Source organism: Agrobacterium sp. BT-220-3 (assembly GCF_025910175.1).
GTDB classification, from domain to species: Bacteria; Pseudomonadota; Alphaproteobacteria; order Rhizobiales; family Rhizobiaceae; genus Agrobacterium; species Agrobacterium oryzihabitans.
On the sequence record NZ_JAPAIX010000001.1, the window covers coordinates 1295060 to 1311250 of the forward strand.

Here is a 16191-nt window from a genome sequence, read left to right on the forward strand (position 1 = left end):
GAAAGGTAGCTGGAGCGGGTGAAGGGAATCGAACCCTCGTATTCAGCTTGGGAAGCTGCTGCTCTACCATTGAGCTACACCCGCGCCGCAGACAAGACATCGGATAGTTCCATCCGGGTGTCAAGCACCCGGAGGGGTCATTATTCCGCGCGGAAATGCTTGGAAAGTTTCAGGCCCTGGGCCTGGTAGTTGGAGCCGAGGCCGCTGCCATAGAGGCCTTCCGGCTTTTGCAGCATATGCTCGTAAACCAGGCGGCCGACGATCTGGCCGTGTTCGAGGATGAAGGGCACCTCGTGGCTGCGCACCTCGAGAACGGCGCGGCTGCCTGTGCCGCCGGCCTGCGCGTGGCCGAAGCCGGGATCGAAGAAGCCGGCATAATGCACGCGGAACTCCCCCACCAAGGGGTCGAAAGGCGTCATTTCGGCCGCGTAAAGCGGGGGCACATGCACGGCCTCGCGTGAGACGAGAATATAGAATTCATCGGGATCGAGGATCAGTTCCGCGCGGCCGCGCGCATGCAGCGGCTCCCAGAAATCGAGAACGTCGTGCTGAGCCTTCTTGTCGACATCGACCACCGCCGTGTGATGCTTGCCGCGATATCCGATCAGGCCGTTCTCGCCAAAACCCATGAGGTCGATGGAAAGCGCGATGCCGCCGCCGGTCACGTTCGGTGTGTCGCTCGCGACCAGCATTTCCGTCTCGTGCAGTTTCAGCAGCTCGCTTTCGTTGAGCAGCGAGTGACCAACGCGGAAGCGGATCTGCGACAGGCGCGATCCGCGACGCACGACCACGGGGAAGGTGCGCGGGCTGATTTCCAGATAGAGCGGACCTGAATATCCAGCCGGTATCTTGTCAAATTCCTGCGCATTGTCGGTCATGACGCGGGTGAAGATATCAAGACGTCCGGTCGAGCTTTTGGGATTGGCCGAGGCCGACATGTCCGCCGGCAGCTCCAGGCTTTCCATCAGGGGAACGATGTAAACACACCCGGTTTCCAGCACCGCCCCCTGGGTGAGATCGACCTCGTGCAGGCTGAAGCGGTTGAGCTTGTCGATGACGCGGGTTCCGGGGCCCGGCATGAAACTGGCGCGCACGCGATAGGCCTTCGAGCCGAGCCGCAGATCGAGGCTGGCGGGCTGCACCTGGTCAGCATCGAGATCAGCTTCGCTTTTCAGCTTGCCGCCCGCAAACAGCGCCCTGATTGCGCCATCCGCCAAAATGCCCGTGGTTCTGATCATGGTCATCATTCCTTTTTACGGCGACAAAACCAAAAGGAAAGCATTGACGCAAGCCGGTAACGGCAGTATGGCAAGCTTATCCCGTGGTGATTTGGCCGGTCGGCTTGCAGCCACGTTAAACAAGTGGCTAAAAAGACCGGGTGCTAGGAACCGGTCTGCTTTTGCGGCCGGTTTTTTTGTTTTGAAGGTGATCACATGAGCAATAAATGGCGCCCGGCAACCCAGCTCGTTCACGGCGGTACGCTACGCTCACCCTATGGTGAAACGTCGGAAGCGATCTATCTGACCCAGGGTTTCGTCTACGAAAACTCCGAAGCTGCCGAAGCGCGCTTCAAGGGTGAAACGGATGGATTTATCTACGCCCGCTATGCAAGCCCGACCAATGACATGTTCGAAAAGCGCATGTGCCTGCTGGAAGGTGCGGAAGACGCCCGGGCGCTCGCCTCCGGCATGGCCGCTGTCACCGCCGCCATCATGTGCCAGCTGCGCGCCGGCGATCATATCGTTGCTGCCCGTGCCCTCTTCGGCTCCTGCCGCTGGGTGGTCGAAACGCTTGCGCCGAAATACGGCATCGAATGCACGCTGATCGACGGACGCGATCTCGGCAATTGGGAAAAGGCGATCCAGCCGAACACCAAGCTGTTCTTCCTTGAAAGCCCGACAAATCCGACGCTTGAAATCATCGACATTGCCGGCGTGGCGAAGCTCGCCAACCAGATCGGCGCGAAAGTGGTGGTCGATAACGTCTTCGCGACGCCGCTCTTCCAGAAGCCGCTCGAACTCGGCGCTCACATCGTTGTTTATTCGGCAACGAAGCATATTGACGGTCAGGGCCGTTGCCTTGGCGGCGTGATCCTTTCCGACAAGAACTGGATCGAGGAAGAGCTGCAGGATTACTTCCGCCATACCGGCCCGGCCATGTCGCCGTTCAACGCCTGGACGCTGCTGAAGGGCATCGAGACCCTGCCGCTGCGCGTCAAGCAGCAGACGGCCAATGCCGGCAAAATCGCCGATTTCCTCGCCGATAGCGGCAAGGTTGCCAAGGTCATCTATCCCGGCCGCGCCGATCACCCGCAGGCCGACATCATCGCGCGGCAGATGTCCGGCGGCTCGACGCTCGTGGCTTTCGAACTGAAGGGTGGCAAGGATGCGGCCTTCGCGCTGCAGAACGCGCTGGAAATCGTGAAGATCTCCAACAATCTCGGCGATGCCAAGAGCCTCATTACGCACCCCGGCACCACGACGCACAAGAACCTGACCGATGAGGCGCGCGCCGAACTCGGCATTTCCGGCGGCACCTTGCGTCTTTCCTGCGGCATTGAGGATACGGACGATCTGCTGGAGGATCTGGCGAAGGGTCTGGCAGCCGTTTCGGCTTAAAAATTCAGTCTGCACATCGCCATGGCCCGTCTTCAATGACCGGCCATGGCGCCCGAAAGGCTCCCGCCGCAAGGGTGAAGCCCGGTATCAGGCAACCAATATTTACCTTTACCGTTATCCCTAACGGTGGAAAACAGCGCAACAGAAGATGCCGCCTGCCCGTCAAGTCGTTCATTTTCTTGACGATAGCCAGAACCTATAGTGTAGGATATCGGCGGCAGGCATAATATCGAGGTGTGGCGCGTATGTATCGTGCTCTGACAAGGGATATCGAGGTTACGGTCGATCCGTATTATCTCGAGGAACAATCCGACCCAGATGACGATCGTTACGTCTGGGGCTATAAAGTCGTGATCTCGAACAACTCAGATATTCCGGTAACACTCGTCAACCGCTACTGGCACATCACCGATCAGAACGGACAGGTGGATGAAGTCTACGGCCCCGGCGTCGTCGGCGAGCAGCCGCATCTGAACCCCGGCGACAGCTACGAATATTCGTCAGGATGTCCGCTGGATACGCCGTCCGGCCTGATGTTTGGCCATTATGAAATGGAAACGGACAAGGGCGAGGTGTTCAATGTCACCATACCCGCGTTTTCACTGGATTCACCTGGCCTATTGCGGGTTCTGAACTGATGAAATCGCAGGAACGCGAGAGCCGCGCGTTAAAAGCGCAGCTGAGAGTGTCGTCGGTAAGGTAAAAAATCTCTCTTCCGTCATGCCGGACTAGATCCGGCATCCAGCCACGGCGCGTCTGCGCCGTGAAAGAGTCTTACGCGATCAAAGACTTGATCGCGCTGGATCCCGGCTCAAGGCCGGGATGACGGTGTGCGAAGGTACGGCTCTCCTCGTCAGACGTTTTCAAACTCGCTGACATCATAGCGATAGGTCGTGGAGCAGAACTCGCAGGTCACGGCAATTGCGCCGTCTTCTTCGCTTGCCTTGATCTCTTCGGCGGTGAAACCGGAGAGCACGCCCTTGATCTTTTCGCGCGAGCAGCTGCAGCGGTCAAAAATCGCCTGCGGATCGTAGATGCGCACGCCACTTTCGTGGAAAAGCCTGTAGAGCAGACGCTCCACCGGCACCTGCGGATCGGTCAGCTCGTCGGTATCCACCGTGTTCAGCAGCGTGACCGCCTCGGTCCAGGCATCATCCTCAGCCACGTCGTAATTGCCCTCATCGCCGTCGCCTCCGTGAAGATCACGCATGCGAAGACGCTCAGGCGCCTGCGGCAGAAATTGCGCAATCACGCCGCCGGCACGCCAGCCGTGGCGTGGCTTTCCTTCGCCGTCACGGTCGAAGAATTCGGCGACGCCAAGGCGCACGCGGGTGGGAAGCTGTTCCGACTGGCGGAAATAAACCCCGGCGATTTCTTCCAGCGACGAGCCGTCCAGCGGCACGATGCCCTGATAGGGCTGCATTCCCGCGCCCTGATCGATGGTGAAGGCCAGAATGCCGGTGCCCAGCAACTGTTCCGGAGAGGTCGCTCCCGCCGCAATCGCCTCCGCCAGCCGCTCCTCATCGAAACGGGCATAGGCACGCATGCTTTCAGGGGCGGTGAAATCCGCCACCAGAAGGTCAACCGGGCCGTCACCCTTGGTCTGAACGGTGAGCTTGCCGGAAAATTTAAGCGAGGTGCCGATCAGCGCCGTCAGAACGGTGGCTTCCGCGAGAAGGCGGGCGACCACCGCAGGATAGTCGTGCCTTTCGAGAATGGCATTCAACAGCGGCCCAACCTGCACGGCGCGGCCGCGCACATCCAGACCTTCGACCTGAAAGGGCACGACCTTGTCGTCGCCAGCCAAATCGAGGTCGTCCAGTTCAACTGTTACATCTGCCATATCATAACTCCTTGGCGCAGCCGTTGCGCCGCTACCGTCCAAAAGTCCGGCTTTCTGAATGTGCTTTTTCCGCTTGTCGCACAGAGATTCGGGAAGCGAAACCGCCTCCGGGAAAAATCGTGCAAATCGTGATTGTGGCCCGCCAGCAAAACCGACGAGCCTTTTCGAAGTCCCACAGATGGTAATGTACCGAGCCAAGTTCAAGCACCCTTCCTCACCGTTTGGCAGGAAGGGCAAGAGCCGTCAGATGACGCCCATGCACCAGGCAATGATGGACTTCTGCGCATGCAGGCGGTTTTCCGCCTCATCGAAGACAACCGACTGCGGCCCGTCGATCACGCCATCAGTCACTTCCTCGCCACGATGTGCCGGCAGGCAATGCATGAACAGCGCGTCTTTATCAGCCTTCGCCATCAGGGCTTCATTGACCTGATAGGGCTGGAAAATATTGTGGCCGCGCGCCTTGTGCTCCTGGTTCATCGACACCCAGGTATCGGTAACGACGCAATCCGCTCCCGCCACTGCCTTATCGGCATCGTGGTACAGCGCGATCTCGCCGCCATTGTTGCGCGCCCAGTTCAGGAACTTGTCATGCGGTTCGGACCCCATCGGCACCGCCATCGCCATGCGATAGCCAAAACGAGCGGAGCCTTCCACGAAGGAATGCAGCACATTGTTGCCGTCGCCCGTCCAGGCAATGGTCTTGCCCTTGACCGGGCCGCGATGTTCCTCGAACGTCAATATATCCGCCATGATCTGGCAGGGATGGGTGTCGTCCGTCAGACCGTTGATGACCGGCACAGTGGCGTGTTCAGCAAGCTCGAGCAGGCGCGAATGATCTGTCGTGCGGATCATGATGGCGTCGACATAACGCGACAGCACCTTGGCCGTATCGCCAATCGTTTCGGCGCGGCCCAGCTGCATTTCCGTGCCCGACAGGAAAAGGGTCTCGCCGCCGAGCTGGCGCATGCCGACATCGAAGGAGACGCGGGTGCGGGTGGACGGCTTTTCGAAGATCATCGCCAGCATCTTGCCGGCGAGCGGCTTTTCCGCCGTGCCGGTTTTGGTGGCAATCTTGCGCGTGCGCGCATCATCAAGAATTGTCCGCAAGTCCTCCGACCCGACGGCCGAGAGGTCCAGAAAATGTTTTGGTGAAACCATGCTGATCTGTCCCATGCTTGCGAGCCTCTGAACAGAGGCCCGCCCTTGATTTACTCAGGCGATTTTCGCCTGTTTCGCTGTCAGGGAGGCGGCGGCCGCGTCGACACGCGCAAGACCCTGGCGGGCCTCTTCCGCCGTGGTGACGAGCGGCGGCAGAAGGCGGATGACATTGTCGCCCGCAGGCACGCCAAGCAGATGTTCGGCGCGCATGGCCTGCAGCAGATCGCCCGAAGGGACCTTCGCCTTGATACCCAGAAGCAGGCCTTCGCCGCGGATTTCCTCGATCACGTCAGGATAACGATCCTTGAGCGAGGCGAGGCCCTGGCGGAAAACCAGTGCGACGTCACGGACCTTTTCGAGAAAACCGTCGGCTAGAACGACATCCAGCACGGCATTGCCGACCGCCATGGCCAGCGGATTGCCGCCATAGGTGGTGCCGTGTACGCCCGCCGTCATGCCGGAAGCAGCATCCGCCGTTGCAAGGCATGCGCCAAGCGGGAAACCGCCGCCAATACCCTTGGCGACTGCCATGATATCGGGCGCAACACCGGTCTGCTCATAGGCAAAGAGCTTGCCCGTGCGGCCGACGCCCGTCTGGACCTCATCGAAAATCAGGAGCAGGCCGTGCTCGTCGCACAGGCTACGCAGGAGTTGCAGGAATTCCTTGCTGGGCGCGCGGATACCGCCCTCGCCCTGGATCGGCTCGATCAGAAGTGCGGCCGTCTCGGCCGTGATGGCTGCCTTCAGGGCATCGACATCGCCGAACGGCACCTGATCGAAACCTTCGACCTTGGGACCGAAACCTTCGAGATATTTCTGCTGGCCGCCGGCGGCGATCGTCGCAAGCGTACGGCCATGGAATGCGCCTTCGAACGTGACGATACGGAACTTTTCCGCATGGCCTTTCGAATAGTGATAACGGCGCGCGGTCTTGATTGCACATTCCAGCGCTTCCGCGCCGGAATTGGTGAAGAACACCTTGTCTGCGAAAGTCGCTTCCGTCAGGCGCCTGGCGAGTTTTTCCTGTCCCGGCACTTCATAGAGGTTCGAGACGTGCCAGACCTTCTCGGCCTGCGTCTTGATCGCATCCACAAGGTGCGGATGGGCATGGCCCAGCGAGTTGACGGCGACACCGGCCGCAAAATCGAGATATCGTTCGCCGCTTTCCGTGAACAGCCAGACGCCCTCACCGCGCTCAAAGCGCAGGGGAGCCCTGGAAAACGTATCAAACAATGGCGCGGCGGCTTCGGCCATGGCTGTATCACTCCTTGCGCAGATGCGCTGTCAACGGTTGTCAATAGGCTTCAAGGGTTATCCCTCGCCTGAAAATCAAAAATGCCGCCTCGCGGCGGCAGGGGCACTATTGTCACTTCGTTTGCCGATGTCAACAAAAGTCCGCGTTTCCCGGGCTTCTCAAGCCCTAGTAGGTGGCGGCCGGCGAGCCCCAAGGTGTTGCCTTTCAGACTCAACTCGCCAGCAAGTTGGGGAAAACCGGAAAATCGATTCCAGATGATTCCCCCGACTCTTGCCACGGACTCTGCGTGGCACTAGGTTAATCGCTAATTACTAGACTGCATTGCGGCGGAACTAGTCACCAAAAATCCGGCGGAAACCACGCTTGCGGCACGCCCGCGAGACGGAGAAGGATTCTGCCGAAAATACACGCGACAAGCGGAGAAGCGGCATGAACTGGACAGACGAGCGAGTCGAAAAACTCAAGAAATTGTGGTCCGAAGGGCTTAGCGCCAGCCAGATAGCAGCGCAGCTGGGCGGTGTCAGCCGCAATGCCGTAATCGGCAAGGTCCATCGTCTCAACCTGCCGGGACGCGTCAAGGCTGGCGGTCCGGTCACTTCGGCACGTTCCGCGCCCAAGCGCACCGCTGCACCTGCCCCGCGCACGACGACTTTCGCAGGCCGCGTCAACGCAGCGCCGGCGCGGGTTCTCACCCGTTCGAACGCGGCGACGGCGTTGCACGAGGAGATCGACATCGAGACCGCACAGGTTCTCGATTACGTTCCTTCCAAAAACGTTGTCACGCCGATTTCCCGTCGCCTGACGCTGACGGAACTGACCGAGCGCACCTGCAAGTGGCCGGTTGGCGATCCGCTGAAGGACGACTTCCATTTCTGCGGTTGTGAAGCGCTGGAATCTTCGCCCTATTGCAAGTTCCATGCGAAACTCGCCTACCAGCCGGTGAGCGAGCGCCGTAAGGCTTGAGTGTTGCGGCACGCATTTCAACACTCAAAATTACGGGCCTTCGGGCCCGTTTTTTTATGACGAAAAACAGGCCGGCTCCGCGGTCAGCTTGATGACAGCGCGTCGAACCCTTGCCACTCCCTCGTGATTGGGCGTCACCCTTCGATCCTGGTTTCAACTGGCTGCCGATCCTCCGTCAAAACGGAGAATGGCATCGAGTTTTGTGGATGTTGATATAGAAAAAGCCCGAAACCGTTTCCGATTTCGGGCCTGCTTTTTTGCGGCACCATGTTGCCAGCGAAACTATCGGCTCCGCTTCGCTCAGGCTTCCATCGAATATCCGGCACCACGCACGGTGCGGATAACATCCTGCATGTGCGAAAAATTCAGAGCCTTGCGCAGACGGCCGACATGCACATCGACAGTGCGCTCATCGACATAGATATCGTGACCCCAGACGCCATCCAGCAATTGCGAGCGGGAAAACACCCGGCCCGGTGACGTCATCAGGAATTCCAGCAGACGGAATTCCGTCGGGCCGAGGCGAACTTCGCGGCTTTTGCGGTGAACGCGATGGGTTTCGCGATCGAGTTCGATATCGCCGCATTTCAGCACCGATGACAGAACCTCGGGCCGGGCCCGGCGTAGCATGGCCTTGACGCGGGCCATGAGTTCCGGCGTCGAAAACGGCTTGACGACATAATCATCGGCGCCGGTGGCAAGACCGCGAACCCGCTCGCTTTCCTCTCCCCGCGCCGTCAGCATGATGATGGGCAGGCGTTCGGTTTCCGGCCGCATTCTCAATCGCCTGCAGAGTTCGATACCGGACACGCCGGGCAGCATCCAATCCAGGATGAGAAGATCCGGAATACGCTCCTGCAGCCTGATTTCCGCCTCGTCGCCACGGGGTATCGTGTCGACGTCGTATCCCTCAGCCTCGAGATTGTAACGAAGCAGGACGCTCAGCGCTTCCTCGTCTTCCACAACTGCAATCTTGGGCACCATATATTGAACTCCGCAAGCTTCTGCCTGTCTGTTACTCGGTCACCGAACCGAGGGTGTTGGAACTGTCGTCCTTCGGACGCTCGCCCTCCGGCTGGCTGCCGGTGGTCATGTAATAGATCGTCTCGGCAATATTCGTGGCATGGTCGCCGATGCGCTCGATGTTCTTGGCGCAGAACAGAAGATGCGTGCAGGTGGTGATGTTGCGCGGATCTTCCATCATGTAGGTCAGAAGCTCCCGGAAGAGCGACGTGTACATGGCGTCGATTTCCTCGTCGCGCTCGCGAATGGCATTGGCCTTCTCGGCGGAACGGGTGGAATAGACGTCGAGGACTTCCTTGAGCTGCACCAGCGCCAGCTCCGACAGATGTTCGATGCCGCGCGCGAGCTTGCGCGGCACGCCGGTTCCGGCAACCGCAATGACGCGCTTTGCGGTGTTCTTGCCGAGATCGCCGACGCGCTCGAGATCGGCGGCGATGCGCAGGGTACCGATGATCTCGCGAAGGTCGGCCGCCACAGGTTGGCGTCTGGCGATGGTGACGATGGCCTTGTCGCCGATTTCGCGTTCGGCATGGTCGAGAATTGTATCGTCGGAAATGACCTTCTGCGCGAGTGCGGCATCGGAATTGACGAGCGCACGCACGGCGTCGCCGCACATCTGCTCGGCAAGACCGCCCATTTCGGCGATGCGGCGCGTCAGAAACTTCAATTCGTCGTCATAGGCGGACAGGATATGCGAATGGGTCGTTGTCTGTGTCACGGTCTAGTCCTCCGGCTTGGCCTGCATGCGCGTACCCGGAAGCGGGCACGGCAGAGGCACCAGTCTTGTTCGGTTTCGAGAAAGCGCCGGCCGGGGATCAGCCGAAGCGGCCCATGATGTAATCCTGCGTGCGCTGGTCGTCCGGATTGGTGAACATCTTGTCCGTTTCATTTTCTTCGACAAGATGACCAAGATGGAACATGGCCGTACGCTGCGAAACACGCGCCGCCTGCTGCATGGAGTGCGTGACGATGACGATCGTGTAGTTGGTGCGCAGTTCGTGGATCAGTTCCTCGACCTTTGCGGTCGCGATCGGATCGAGCGCCGAGCAGGGTTCGTCCATCAGGATGACTTCCGGGCTGACGGCAACCGCGCGCGCGATGCACAGACGCTGCTGCTGACCACCGGAAAGACCCGTGCCGGACTCGAGCAGGCGATCCTTCACCTCGTTCCAGAGACCCGCCTTCTGCAGGCTCTGCTCGACGATCTGGTCCATATCCGCCTTGTTGCGGGCGAGACCATGGATGCGCGGGCCGTAGGCGATGTTTTCATAGATGGTCTTGGGAAACGGGTTAGGCTTCTGGAACACCATGCCGACGCGGGCACGCAATTCGACGACGTCGATCGCCTGATCGTAGATATCATCCGTATCGAGCGTGATTTTGCCGGTGACCCGGCAGCCGTCGATCGTGTCGTTCATGCGGTTCAAGGTGCGCAGGAAAGTGGATTTACCGCAACCGGACGGGCCGATAAGCGCAGTCACCGTGTTTTCACGGACGTTGAGGTTCACGTCGTAAAGCGCGCGCTTTTCGCCGTAATAAACCGAAACGTCCTTGCCGATCATCTTGTATGAGACTTCATTCATTTTCTTGTCCAGCGCCTTTTCAACTGCTGCTTCCGACAACATGTTCATTGCTCTAGCTCCCTCTACCAGCGCCGCTCAAAGCGGCGACGCAACAGGATTGCGCCAACATTCATGACGATGAGGAACAGAAGCAGGATGATGATAGCGCCAGATGTCCTTTCGACAAAGGCGCGTTCGGCTTCGTTCGCCCACATGTAAATCTGCACCGGCAGAGCCGTGGACGGATCCATCGGCGTTGTCGGATAATTCGCAACGAATGCCACCATGCCGATCAGAAGCAGCGGCGCCGTTTCGCCCAATGCGTGGGCGAGGCCGATGATGGTGCCGGTCAGAATGCCGGGCATGGCGAGCGGCAGGACGTGGTGGAAGATCGTCTGCATCTTGGATGCGCCGAGACCGAGTGCGGCAGCGCGGATCGACGGCGGCACGGCCTTCAATGCGGCACGGGTCGCGATGATGATCGTCGGCAGCGTCATCAGCGTCAGGACAAGGCCACCGACCAGAGAGGCGGAGCGCGGAAAGCCCATGAAGTTGATGAAAACGGAAAGGCCGAGCAGACCGTAGACGATCGAAGGAACAGCCGCCAGATTGTTGATGTTTACCTCGATGAGATCCGTCAGGCGGTTCTTCGGAGCAAATTCCTCAAGATAGATGGAGGCTGCGACGCCGATCGGCAGCGACAGTACAAGCACGATCAGCATCATGTAAAAGGAGCCGATCAGCGCCACGCCGACACCCGCCGCTTCCGGACGGCTCGAATTGCCGTTGACGAAGATGCCGGTGTTAAAATGCTTGCCGAGCTGCCCGCTTTCGGCGAGCTGGTTCATCCAGCCAAGCTGCTGGTTCGAGATACGGCGGTTGGCTTCATCCACCGTCATGTCCACCTGGCCCTTGAAGGCACTGTCGACATCACCAGACGCCAGAAGCGTGACGGTGCGCGTGGTGCCGATAATGGCCGGATCGGCAACGACGATATCGCGCAGCTGTGTGCGTACGCTGTCAGAGATCATGGTGTTGACGGCGCGAAGACCGGCACGGTCCGTCGGCGCAACGCCAAGAACCTTGGCGACCGCATCGCGAGCGAGGACGGGATAATTGGCCGTCATCAGCTTGGCAGGATTTGCGGCCCGCTCATTCTTCGGATCGATGATCAGTTCGGAAAACTCGACCGGAACGGTGATCATCGTCTGCTGGAAGGCGGTGTAGCCCTTGGAGACGACCGACCAGAGCAGCAGGAAGAGGAACAGGAGGCCGAAGGAAATCGCTGCCATGCCATAGGCACGGAAACGGCGTTCGGCGGCGTAGCGGCGCTTGATGCCGATATCACGACGCGCGGCCTTGTTGGTGCCGGCAGCGCCGGCTGCGGGAGAAACGATGTCGGTCATTCATATTGCTCCCGGTATTTGCGCACGATGTAAAGCGCGTAGATATTCAGGCAAAGCGTGATGGCAAAAAGCGTGATGCCCAGCGCGAAGGCAACCAGCGTTTGCGGCGAGGTGAATTCAAGGTCGCCGGTCAGCTGACTGACGATCTTGACCGTTACGGTGGTCATCGGTTCGAAGGGGTTGAGCTGCAGGCGGGCGGCAACGCCGGCCGCGAGAACCACGATCATGGTTTCGCCGATCGCACGCGATGCCGTCATCAGCACGGCGCCGACGATGCCGGGGAGAGCGGCGGGAACGATGACCTTCTTGATGGTTTCAGACCGCGTGGCGCCGAGACCGAGCGAACCGTCACGCAGCGAGCGCGGCACGGCGGTGATGATGTCATCCGACAGCGACGAGACATAGGGGATCAGCATGATGCCCATGACGAAGCCGGCGGTAATGACGCTCTGCGCCTGGATGAAGTTGGCGTAGTTACCCGTCGCCAGGCCGTTGATCTGCGTGGAAATGTCTCTGAGGAACGGACCAACCGTCGTCAGCGCGAAGAAGCCGTAGACGATGGTGGGAATGCCGGCGAGCACCTCGAGCAGCGGCTTTGCCACGGAGCGAAGGCGTGGCGAGGCGTATTCCGACATGTAGATCGCCGAAAACAGGCCGACCGGGACCGCCACCAGCATGGCGACGAAACCGATGTAAAGCGTGCCGGCGAGCAGCGGGATCAGGCCGAACTGACCGGACGAGTCCGTTGCACCCGCCGCCGCAAAACGCGGATCCCATACCGTTCCGAAGAAGAACTGGTGTGCCGGAACCATGGTGAAGAACTGGATGGCTTCCGTCAGCATCGACAGGACGATGCCGACGGTCGTCAGAATGGCAATGGAGGAGGCAACGAGCAAGGCCGCGAGAATGACCTTCTCGACCCTGTTGCGCGCCCGGAAGCGCGGAGCGATCGAACGCAGCGCATAAGCTGCACCGCCGAAAGCGGCCAGCAGCACGATTGCGATCATCGCAATACGGCTGGTGGACGTCATCGCGTTCAGCGTCTGGGCGGCATCGACCATGTAGCGCTCGGGATCGCCGGCGATGGCAACGCCCTTCGACGCCAGAAGCGGCCGCACTGTGGCGGCATCCGCATCAACCTGCGCCGTTTCCTCCGCCGTCAGCCGCTGCAGACCTCGGGCGATCGACGTTACCATACCATATGTCAGGCTCTGCTGCGCTTCGGATTGGGCGCGCACATCTTCAGGAAATTCAGCGCGCACGGAAGACGTAATGATCAGCGGGCTGATGACAAGCCAGGCGCAGAGAATGAGCGCCGCTGGCAGCACCGCCCAGACCACCGCGTAGGAACCGTGATAACCGGCACGGGAATGCATGGTGGCGGGGCGTCCGCCAGACAGGGCAACGGCACGGCGGCTGCCGAGCAGATAGCTGCCGATGCCGATCAGCGCCAGTATCAGCAAAAGGATCGATGTGTTCATTAGAGTTCCCTCGGCGTGCCTCAAGAGCACGATGCGATATCGGGCAAATCAAAAAGTCATCAAAACGAGACTGCTGGACCATCCAGAAATGCTTGCCGCCTGACTGTATCAAAGTCCGGCAAGCGTCAAGGTTGATACATCCTATCCATCTGTAATCGATCAACAATTATGTGGACAACGATGAATTGGAACTGTCAACCGGAGACCGTCGCCGAGGCGGAAAGGCAGCGGAGTGGAATGAGGGGCGCGGCAGGCCGCACCCCTCTTTCTTTATTACATCGAAGCGCCGGCAGCGAACTTGGCGCGGATTTCTTCGCGTTCTTTGTCCGGAGCGGCAACGAGGCCGTAGTTGGCGAGCGGGGAATCCGGGCCGATCATTTCGTCAGAAACGAAGAACTCGACATATTCCTTGAGGCCCGGGATAACGCCCAGGTGAGCCTTCTTCACGTAGAAGAACAGCGGGCGAGAAACCGGGTACTTGCCGCTGGCAACGGTTTCGGTGGACGGAACAACGCCCGAAACAGTCGCAACCTTCAGACGGTCAGCATTGTTTTCATAGAATGCGAGGCCGAAAACGCCGAGGCCGGTCTTGTTGGCATCGATACGGGCAAGCGTCTCGGTGTAGTCGCCGTCGATGTCGACTGCGGCGCCGTCCTTACGGACTGCGATGCACTTTGCAGCAGCCTGCTTGGCATCGGGGACCAGCGTCTTGATGGCGTCGGTGGCGCCTGCTTCCTTGCAGCCGTCAGCCATGATCTTCTCTTCGAAGACTTCGCGCGTGCCGTGCTTGGAACCCGGGATGTAAGCAGCGATTGCTACATCAGGCAGTTCCTTGTTGACTTCCGACCACTTCTTGTAGGGGTTGGCAACGAGCTTGCCGTCCTTGACGACTTCAGCGGCGAGAGCGAGGTAGAGATCCTTCGGCTCAAGCTTGATGTCCTTGTTGGATGCGTCCATCGCGAAGACGATACCGTCGTAACCGATCTTCACTTCCTGAACGTCGGCAACGCCAGCAGCCTTACAGGCGGCCAGTTCGTCGGTCTTGATCTTGCGCGAAGCGTTGGCGATGTCGATGGTGCCTTCACCAACGCCGGAGCAGAACGCCTTCAGACCGCCGCCCGTGCCGCCGGACTCAACAACCGGAGCCTTAAAGTTCGGGAAGGTTTCAGCAAAGGTCTCGGCAACGATCTTGGCATAGGGCAGAACAGTGGAAGAACCGGCAACCTGAATCTGGTCGCGAGCAGCGGCGGCGCCAGCGAAGGCGACAGAAGCCACCAGAGCTGCTGCGGAAAATTTTACGATGTTCATTTGTCTCTCCCGTCGTGGGCTTGTTTGTGGACGCAGCCGATTGCGGCAATCGCTCTTAGCATGCGCTCGGCGACCTTTTCTTAACCACCGTAGCCACATCCTTTTATGTCACTTCAGTGAAAGATTTGTGACAATCTAAATTACTGATTTTGCTTATAGAATTTTTCGAAATTAAAGGCCTTATGCCTTTTATGTTAAAATCTGACGGTAAAGTCCGTGCCGTTGCCCAGTTCCGATTTAATGATGAGGCGGGCGCGGTGGCGGGTGAGGATGTGCTTGACGATGGCAAGCCCCAGGCCCGTTCCCTTTTTGGACCGGCTGTCGGCGACGCTGACGCGATAGAACCGCTCCGTCAGGCGCGGCACATGTTCGGCTGGAATGCCCGGGCCCTTGTCGATGACGCTCACCTCCACCGGCTTGCCGGGTTCGGCGCGCAGCCAGACATCCACGACCTTGCCTTCCTGCCCATATTTGCAAGCATTTTCAACGAGGTTCTGGAATACCTGCACCAGCTCGTCACGATCGCCCTGCACTTCCGCCGGCCGATCGGGCAGATGCAGGATGATATCGACATCGAGCTCGTCGGCGAGCGGCAGCAGCGCATCGCGCACATGGCCGATGACGGGCACGAGATCGACCTTCTGGTCCGGAGCGATATTCGCCCGCAATTCCAGCCTTGAAAGCGACATGAGGTCGTCCACCAGCCTGCTCATGCGGGTTGCCTGATCCAGCATGATGGCGAGGAACCGTTCCTGCGCTTTCGGATCGTTGCGCGCCGGCCCCTGCATGGTCTCGATAAAACCGCGAAGGGAAGCGAGCGGCGTGCGCAATTCATGGCTGGCATTGGCGACGAAGTCGCTGCGCATACGGTCGATGCGGCGAAGCTCCGAAACGTCGCGGAACGACAGGATGTAGAATGGCGGTCCCGCAACCTCCCCCGCATCGGCACGGGCGATACGGACGATGAAGACCCGCTCGGATGGAAACCGTTCGGAATGCTCGACCTGGTTGGGCTGGCCGGTGGTGATGGTTTCGCGAATGACATCCAGCAGACCCGGCGAACGCAGCCGGGCGGAAATATGCGCGCCGGCCGGAAGCTGGCCGAAGGCGCGCTCCGCTGCGCCGTTCTGATACAGCACGCTGGCATTCTTATCGAGGATGAAGACCGGCGTATCCAGGACGGCAAGGCCCGCGCGGACGCCGGAAATGACGTTTTCACCGGGCACTTCCGGCTCATCCGTTTCTACAGCCGCGTTTTCTTCCCTCGCACCCGCCGACCTTTCCCGAACGGCCATAATGGCGATGATGGCGCAGAGCCACAGGACGGCGGGCATATAGGGTGTGTGAAGCTCCGAGACGGCCACGACGGCAAGCATGCTGACGACCAGAACGGGCAACCAGTTTCGGCGAAGCTTTTTTGCCAAAAGCCTTAATCCACTATCGCCTTCCATGACTGCCATTTCAGCCCACTTTCCACTTCCACCTGACAGCGCACCGAAACCTCATAGGCCAGCTTCATGACAGAGATTCATCGCCGCGCATTTTCCACAACGTATATGCGCAAAATAGGT

General features: G+C 59.6%; 14 protein-coding genes, 1 tRNA gene and 1 riboswitch. Of the genes, 3 read left to right on the forward strand and 12 right to left on the reverse strand.

What is annotated here, in order from left to right; genetic code table 11:
- Window positions 1–10: 10 nt before the first annotated feature.
- Both OK142_RS06520 and OK142_RS06525 read right to left on the reverse strand, forming a co-directional pair.
- Window positions 11–84, reverse strand: a tRNA-Gly gene (locus OK142_RS06520).
- A gap of 56 nt (window positions 85–140) precedes the next feature.
- A complete protein-coding gene (locus tag OK142_RS06525; RefSeq protein WP_035241992.1) occupies window positions 141–1238 on the reverse strand; it encodes a 2'-deoxycytidine 5'-triphosphate deaminase in 1098 nt (365 codons plus the stop codon).
- A 73-nt stretch (window positions 1239–1311) separates the two neighbouring features.
- Window positions 1312–1390: riboswitch (SAM riboswitch) on the forward strand.
- Window positions 1391–1433: 43 nt separating this feature from the next.
- Here OK142_RS06525 and OK142_RS06530 point away from each other — a divergent pair.
- Both OK142_RS06530 and apaG read left to right on the forward strand, forming a co-directional pair.
- Entirely contained in the window at window positions 1434–2618 is a 1185-nt protein-coding gene (locus OK142_RS06530; RefSeq protein WP_498681676.1) for an O-succinylhomoserine sulfhydrylase, read from the forward strand.
- A gap of 245 nt (window positions 2619–2863) precedes the next feature.
- Window positions 2864–3256, forward strand: a complete 393-nt coding sequence (gene apaG, locus OK142_RS06535; protein ID WP_498681677.1) for a Co2+/Mg2+ efflux facilitator ApaG/CorD — start codon at window positions 2864–2866, stop codon at window positions 3254–3256.
- Between the two features lie 215 nt (window positions 3257–3471).
- Here apaG and OK142_RS06540 read toward each other — a convergent pair whose 3' ends face one another.
- The 3 genes from OK142_RS06540 to OK142_RS06550 all read right to left on the reverse strand — a co-directional run bounded on the left by OK142_RS06540 (window position 3472) and on the right by OK142_RS06550 (window position 6876).
- Window positions 3472–4461 (reverse strand): Hsp33 family molecular chaperone, encoded by a 990-nt coding sequence (locus OK142_RS06540; protein WP_035241561.1) that lies wholly within the window; start codon window positions 4459–4461, stop codon window positions 3472–3474.
- Between the two features lie 243 nt (window positions 4462–4704).
- Window positions 4705–5622 (reverse strand): ornithine carbamoyltransferase, encoded by a 918-nt coding sequence (gene argF, locus OK142_RS06545; RefSeq protein WP_137037048.1) that lies wholly within the window; start codon window positions 5620–5622, stop codon window positions 4705–4707.
- 54 nt (window positions 5623–5676) lie between these two features.
- The gene (locus OK142_RS06550) at window positions 5677–6876 is read right to left on the reverse strand and encodes an aspartate aminotransferase family protein (RefSeq protein ID WP_498681678.1); all 1200 of its coding nucleotides are present in this window, start codon (window positions 6874–6876) and stop codon (window positions 5677–5679) included.
- Between the two features lie 430 nt (window positions 6877–7306).
- On the opposite strand from OK142_RS06550, the gene OK142_RS06555 reads away from it, so the two are divergent.
- Complete coding sequence (locus tag OK142_RS06555; RefSeq protein WP_035241558.1) at window positions 7307–7840, forward strand: GcrA family cell cycle regulator; 534 nt, start codon at window positions 7307–7309, stop codon at window positions 7838–7840.
- Between the two features lie 300 nt (window positions 7841–8140).
- On the opposite strand, the gene phoB is transcribed toward OK142_RS06555, so the two are convergent.
- The 7 genes from phoB to phoR form a co-directional block, all read right to left on the reverse strand.
- On the reverse strand, window positions 8141–8824 hold the full coding sequence (gene phoB, locus OK142_RS06560) for a phosphate regulon transcriptional regulator PhoB (RefSeq protein ID WP_003493692.1): 684 nt from the start codon (window positions 8822–8824) through the stop codon (window positions 8141–8143).
- A 31-nt stretch (window positions 8825–8855) separates the two neighbouring features.
- The gene (gene phoU / locus OK142_RS06565) at window positions 8856–9581 is read right to left on the reverse strand and encodes a phosphate signaling complex protein PhoU (RefSeq protein ID WP_003493688.1); all 726 of its coding nucleotides are present in this window, start codon (window positions 9579–9581) and stop codon (window positions 8856–8858) included.
- Window positions 9582–9678: 97 nt separating this feature from the next.
- Window positions 9679–10494 carry a phosphate ABC transporter ATP-binding protein PstB gene (gene pstB / locus OK142_RS06570; RefSeq protein ID WP_003493686.1) on the reverse strand — a complete coding sequence of 272 codons (816 nt, stop codon included), beginning with the start codon at window positions 10492–10494 and terminating at the stop codon, window positions 9679–9681.
- Between the two features lie 14 nt (window positions 10495–10508).
- Window positions 10509–11831, reverse strand: coding sequence for a phosphate ABC transporter permease PstA (gene pstA / locus OK142_RS06575; protein WP_003493684.1), 1323 nt, complete (start codon window positions 11829–11831; stop codon window positions 10509–10511).
- Window positions 11828–13312, reverse strand: a complete 1485-nt coding sequence (gene pstC / locus OK142_RS06580; RefSeq protein WP_082183666.1) for a phosphate ABC transporter permease subunit PstC — start codon at window positions 13310–13312, stop codon at window positions 11828–11830. The genes pstA and pstC overlap by 4 nt, the downstream gene beginning before the upstream one ends.
- Before the next feature lie 273 nt (window positions 13313–13585).
- Window positions 13586–14620: a substrate-binding domain-containing protein gene (locus OK142_RS06585; protein ID WP_003493680.1), complete on the reverse strand. Its 1035-nt coding sequence runs from the start codon at window positions 14618–14620 to the stop codon at window positions 13586–13588.
- Window positions 14621–14814: 194 nt separating this feature from the next.
- Window positions 14815–16071 carry a phosphate regulon sensor histidine kinase PhoR gene (gene phoR, locus OK142_RS06590; RefSeq protein WP_498681750.1) on the reverse strand — a complete coding sequence of 419 codons (1257 nt, stop codon included), beginning with the start codon at window positions 16069–16071 and terminating at the stop codon, window positions 14815–14817.
- Window positions 16072–16191 lie beyond the last annotated feature (120 nt).

Coding starts and splice junctions, on each gene's coding strand:
- OK142_RS06525 (WP_035241992.1), bottom strand. CDS start 1,238: ATGATCAGAACCACGGGCATTTTGGCGGATGGCGCAATCAGGGCGCTG.
- OK142_RS06530 (WP_498681676.1), top strand. CDS start 1,434: ATGAGCAATAAATGGCGCCCGGCAACCCAGCTCGTTCACGGCGGTACG.
- apaG (WP_498681677.1), top strand. CDS start 2,864: ATGTATCGTGCTCTGACAAGGGATATCGAGGTTACGGTCGATCCGTAT.
- OK142_RS06540 (WP_035241561.1), bottom strand. CDS start 4,461: ATGGCAGATGTAACAGTTGAACTGGACGACCTCGATTTGGCTGGCGAC.
- argF (WP_137037048.1), bottom strand. CDS start 5,622: ATGGTTTCACCAAAACATTTTCTGGACCTCTCGGCCGTCGGGTCGGAG.
- OK142_RS06550 (WP_498681678.1), bottom strand. CDS start 6,876: ATGGCCGAAGCCGCCGCGCCATTGTTTGATACGTTTTCCAGGGCTCCC.
- OK142_RS06555 (WP_035241558.1), top strand. CDS start 7,307: ATGAACTGGACAGACGAGCGAGTCGAAAAACTCAAGAAATTGTGGTCC.
- phoB (WP_003493692.1), bottom strand. CDS start 8,824: ATGGTGCCCAAGATTGCAGTTGTGGAAGACGAGGAAGCGCTGAGCGTC.
- pstB (WP_003493686.1), bottom strand. CDS start 10,494: ATGAACATGTTGTCGGAAGCAGCAGTTGAAAAGGCGCTGGACAAGAAA.
- pstA (WP_003493684.1), bottom strand. CDS start 11,831: ATGACCGACATCGTTTCTCCCGCAGCCGGCGCTGCCGGCACCAACAAG.
- pstC (WP_082183666.1), bottom strand. CDS start 13,312: ATGAACACATCGATCCTTTTGCTGATACTGGCGCTGATCGGCATCGGC.
- OK142_RS06585 (WP_003493680.1), bottom strand. CDS start 14,620: ATGAACATCGTAAAATTTTCCGCAGCAGCTCTGGTGGCTTCTGTCGCC.
- phoR (WP_498681750.1), bottom strand. CDS start 16,071: ATGGAAGGCGATAGTGGATTAAGGCTTTTGGCAAAAAAGCTTCGCCGA.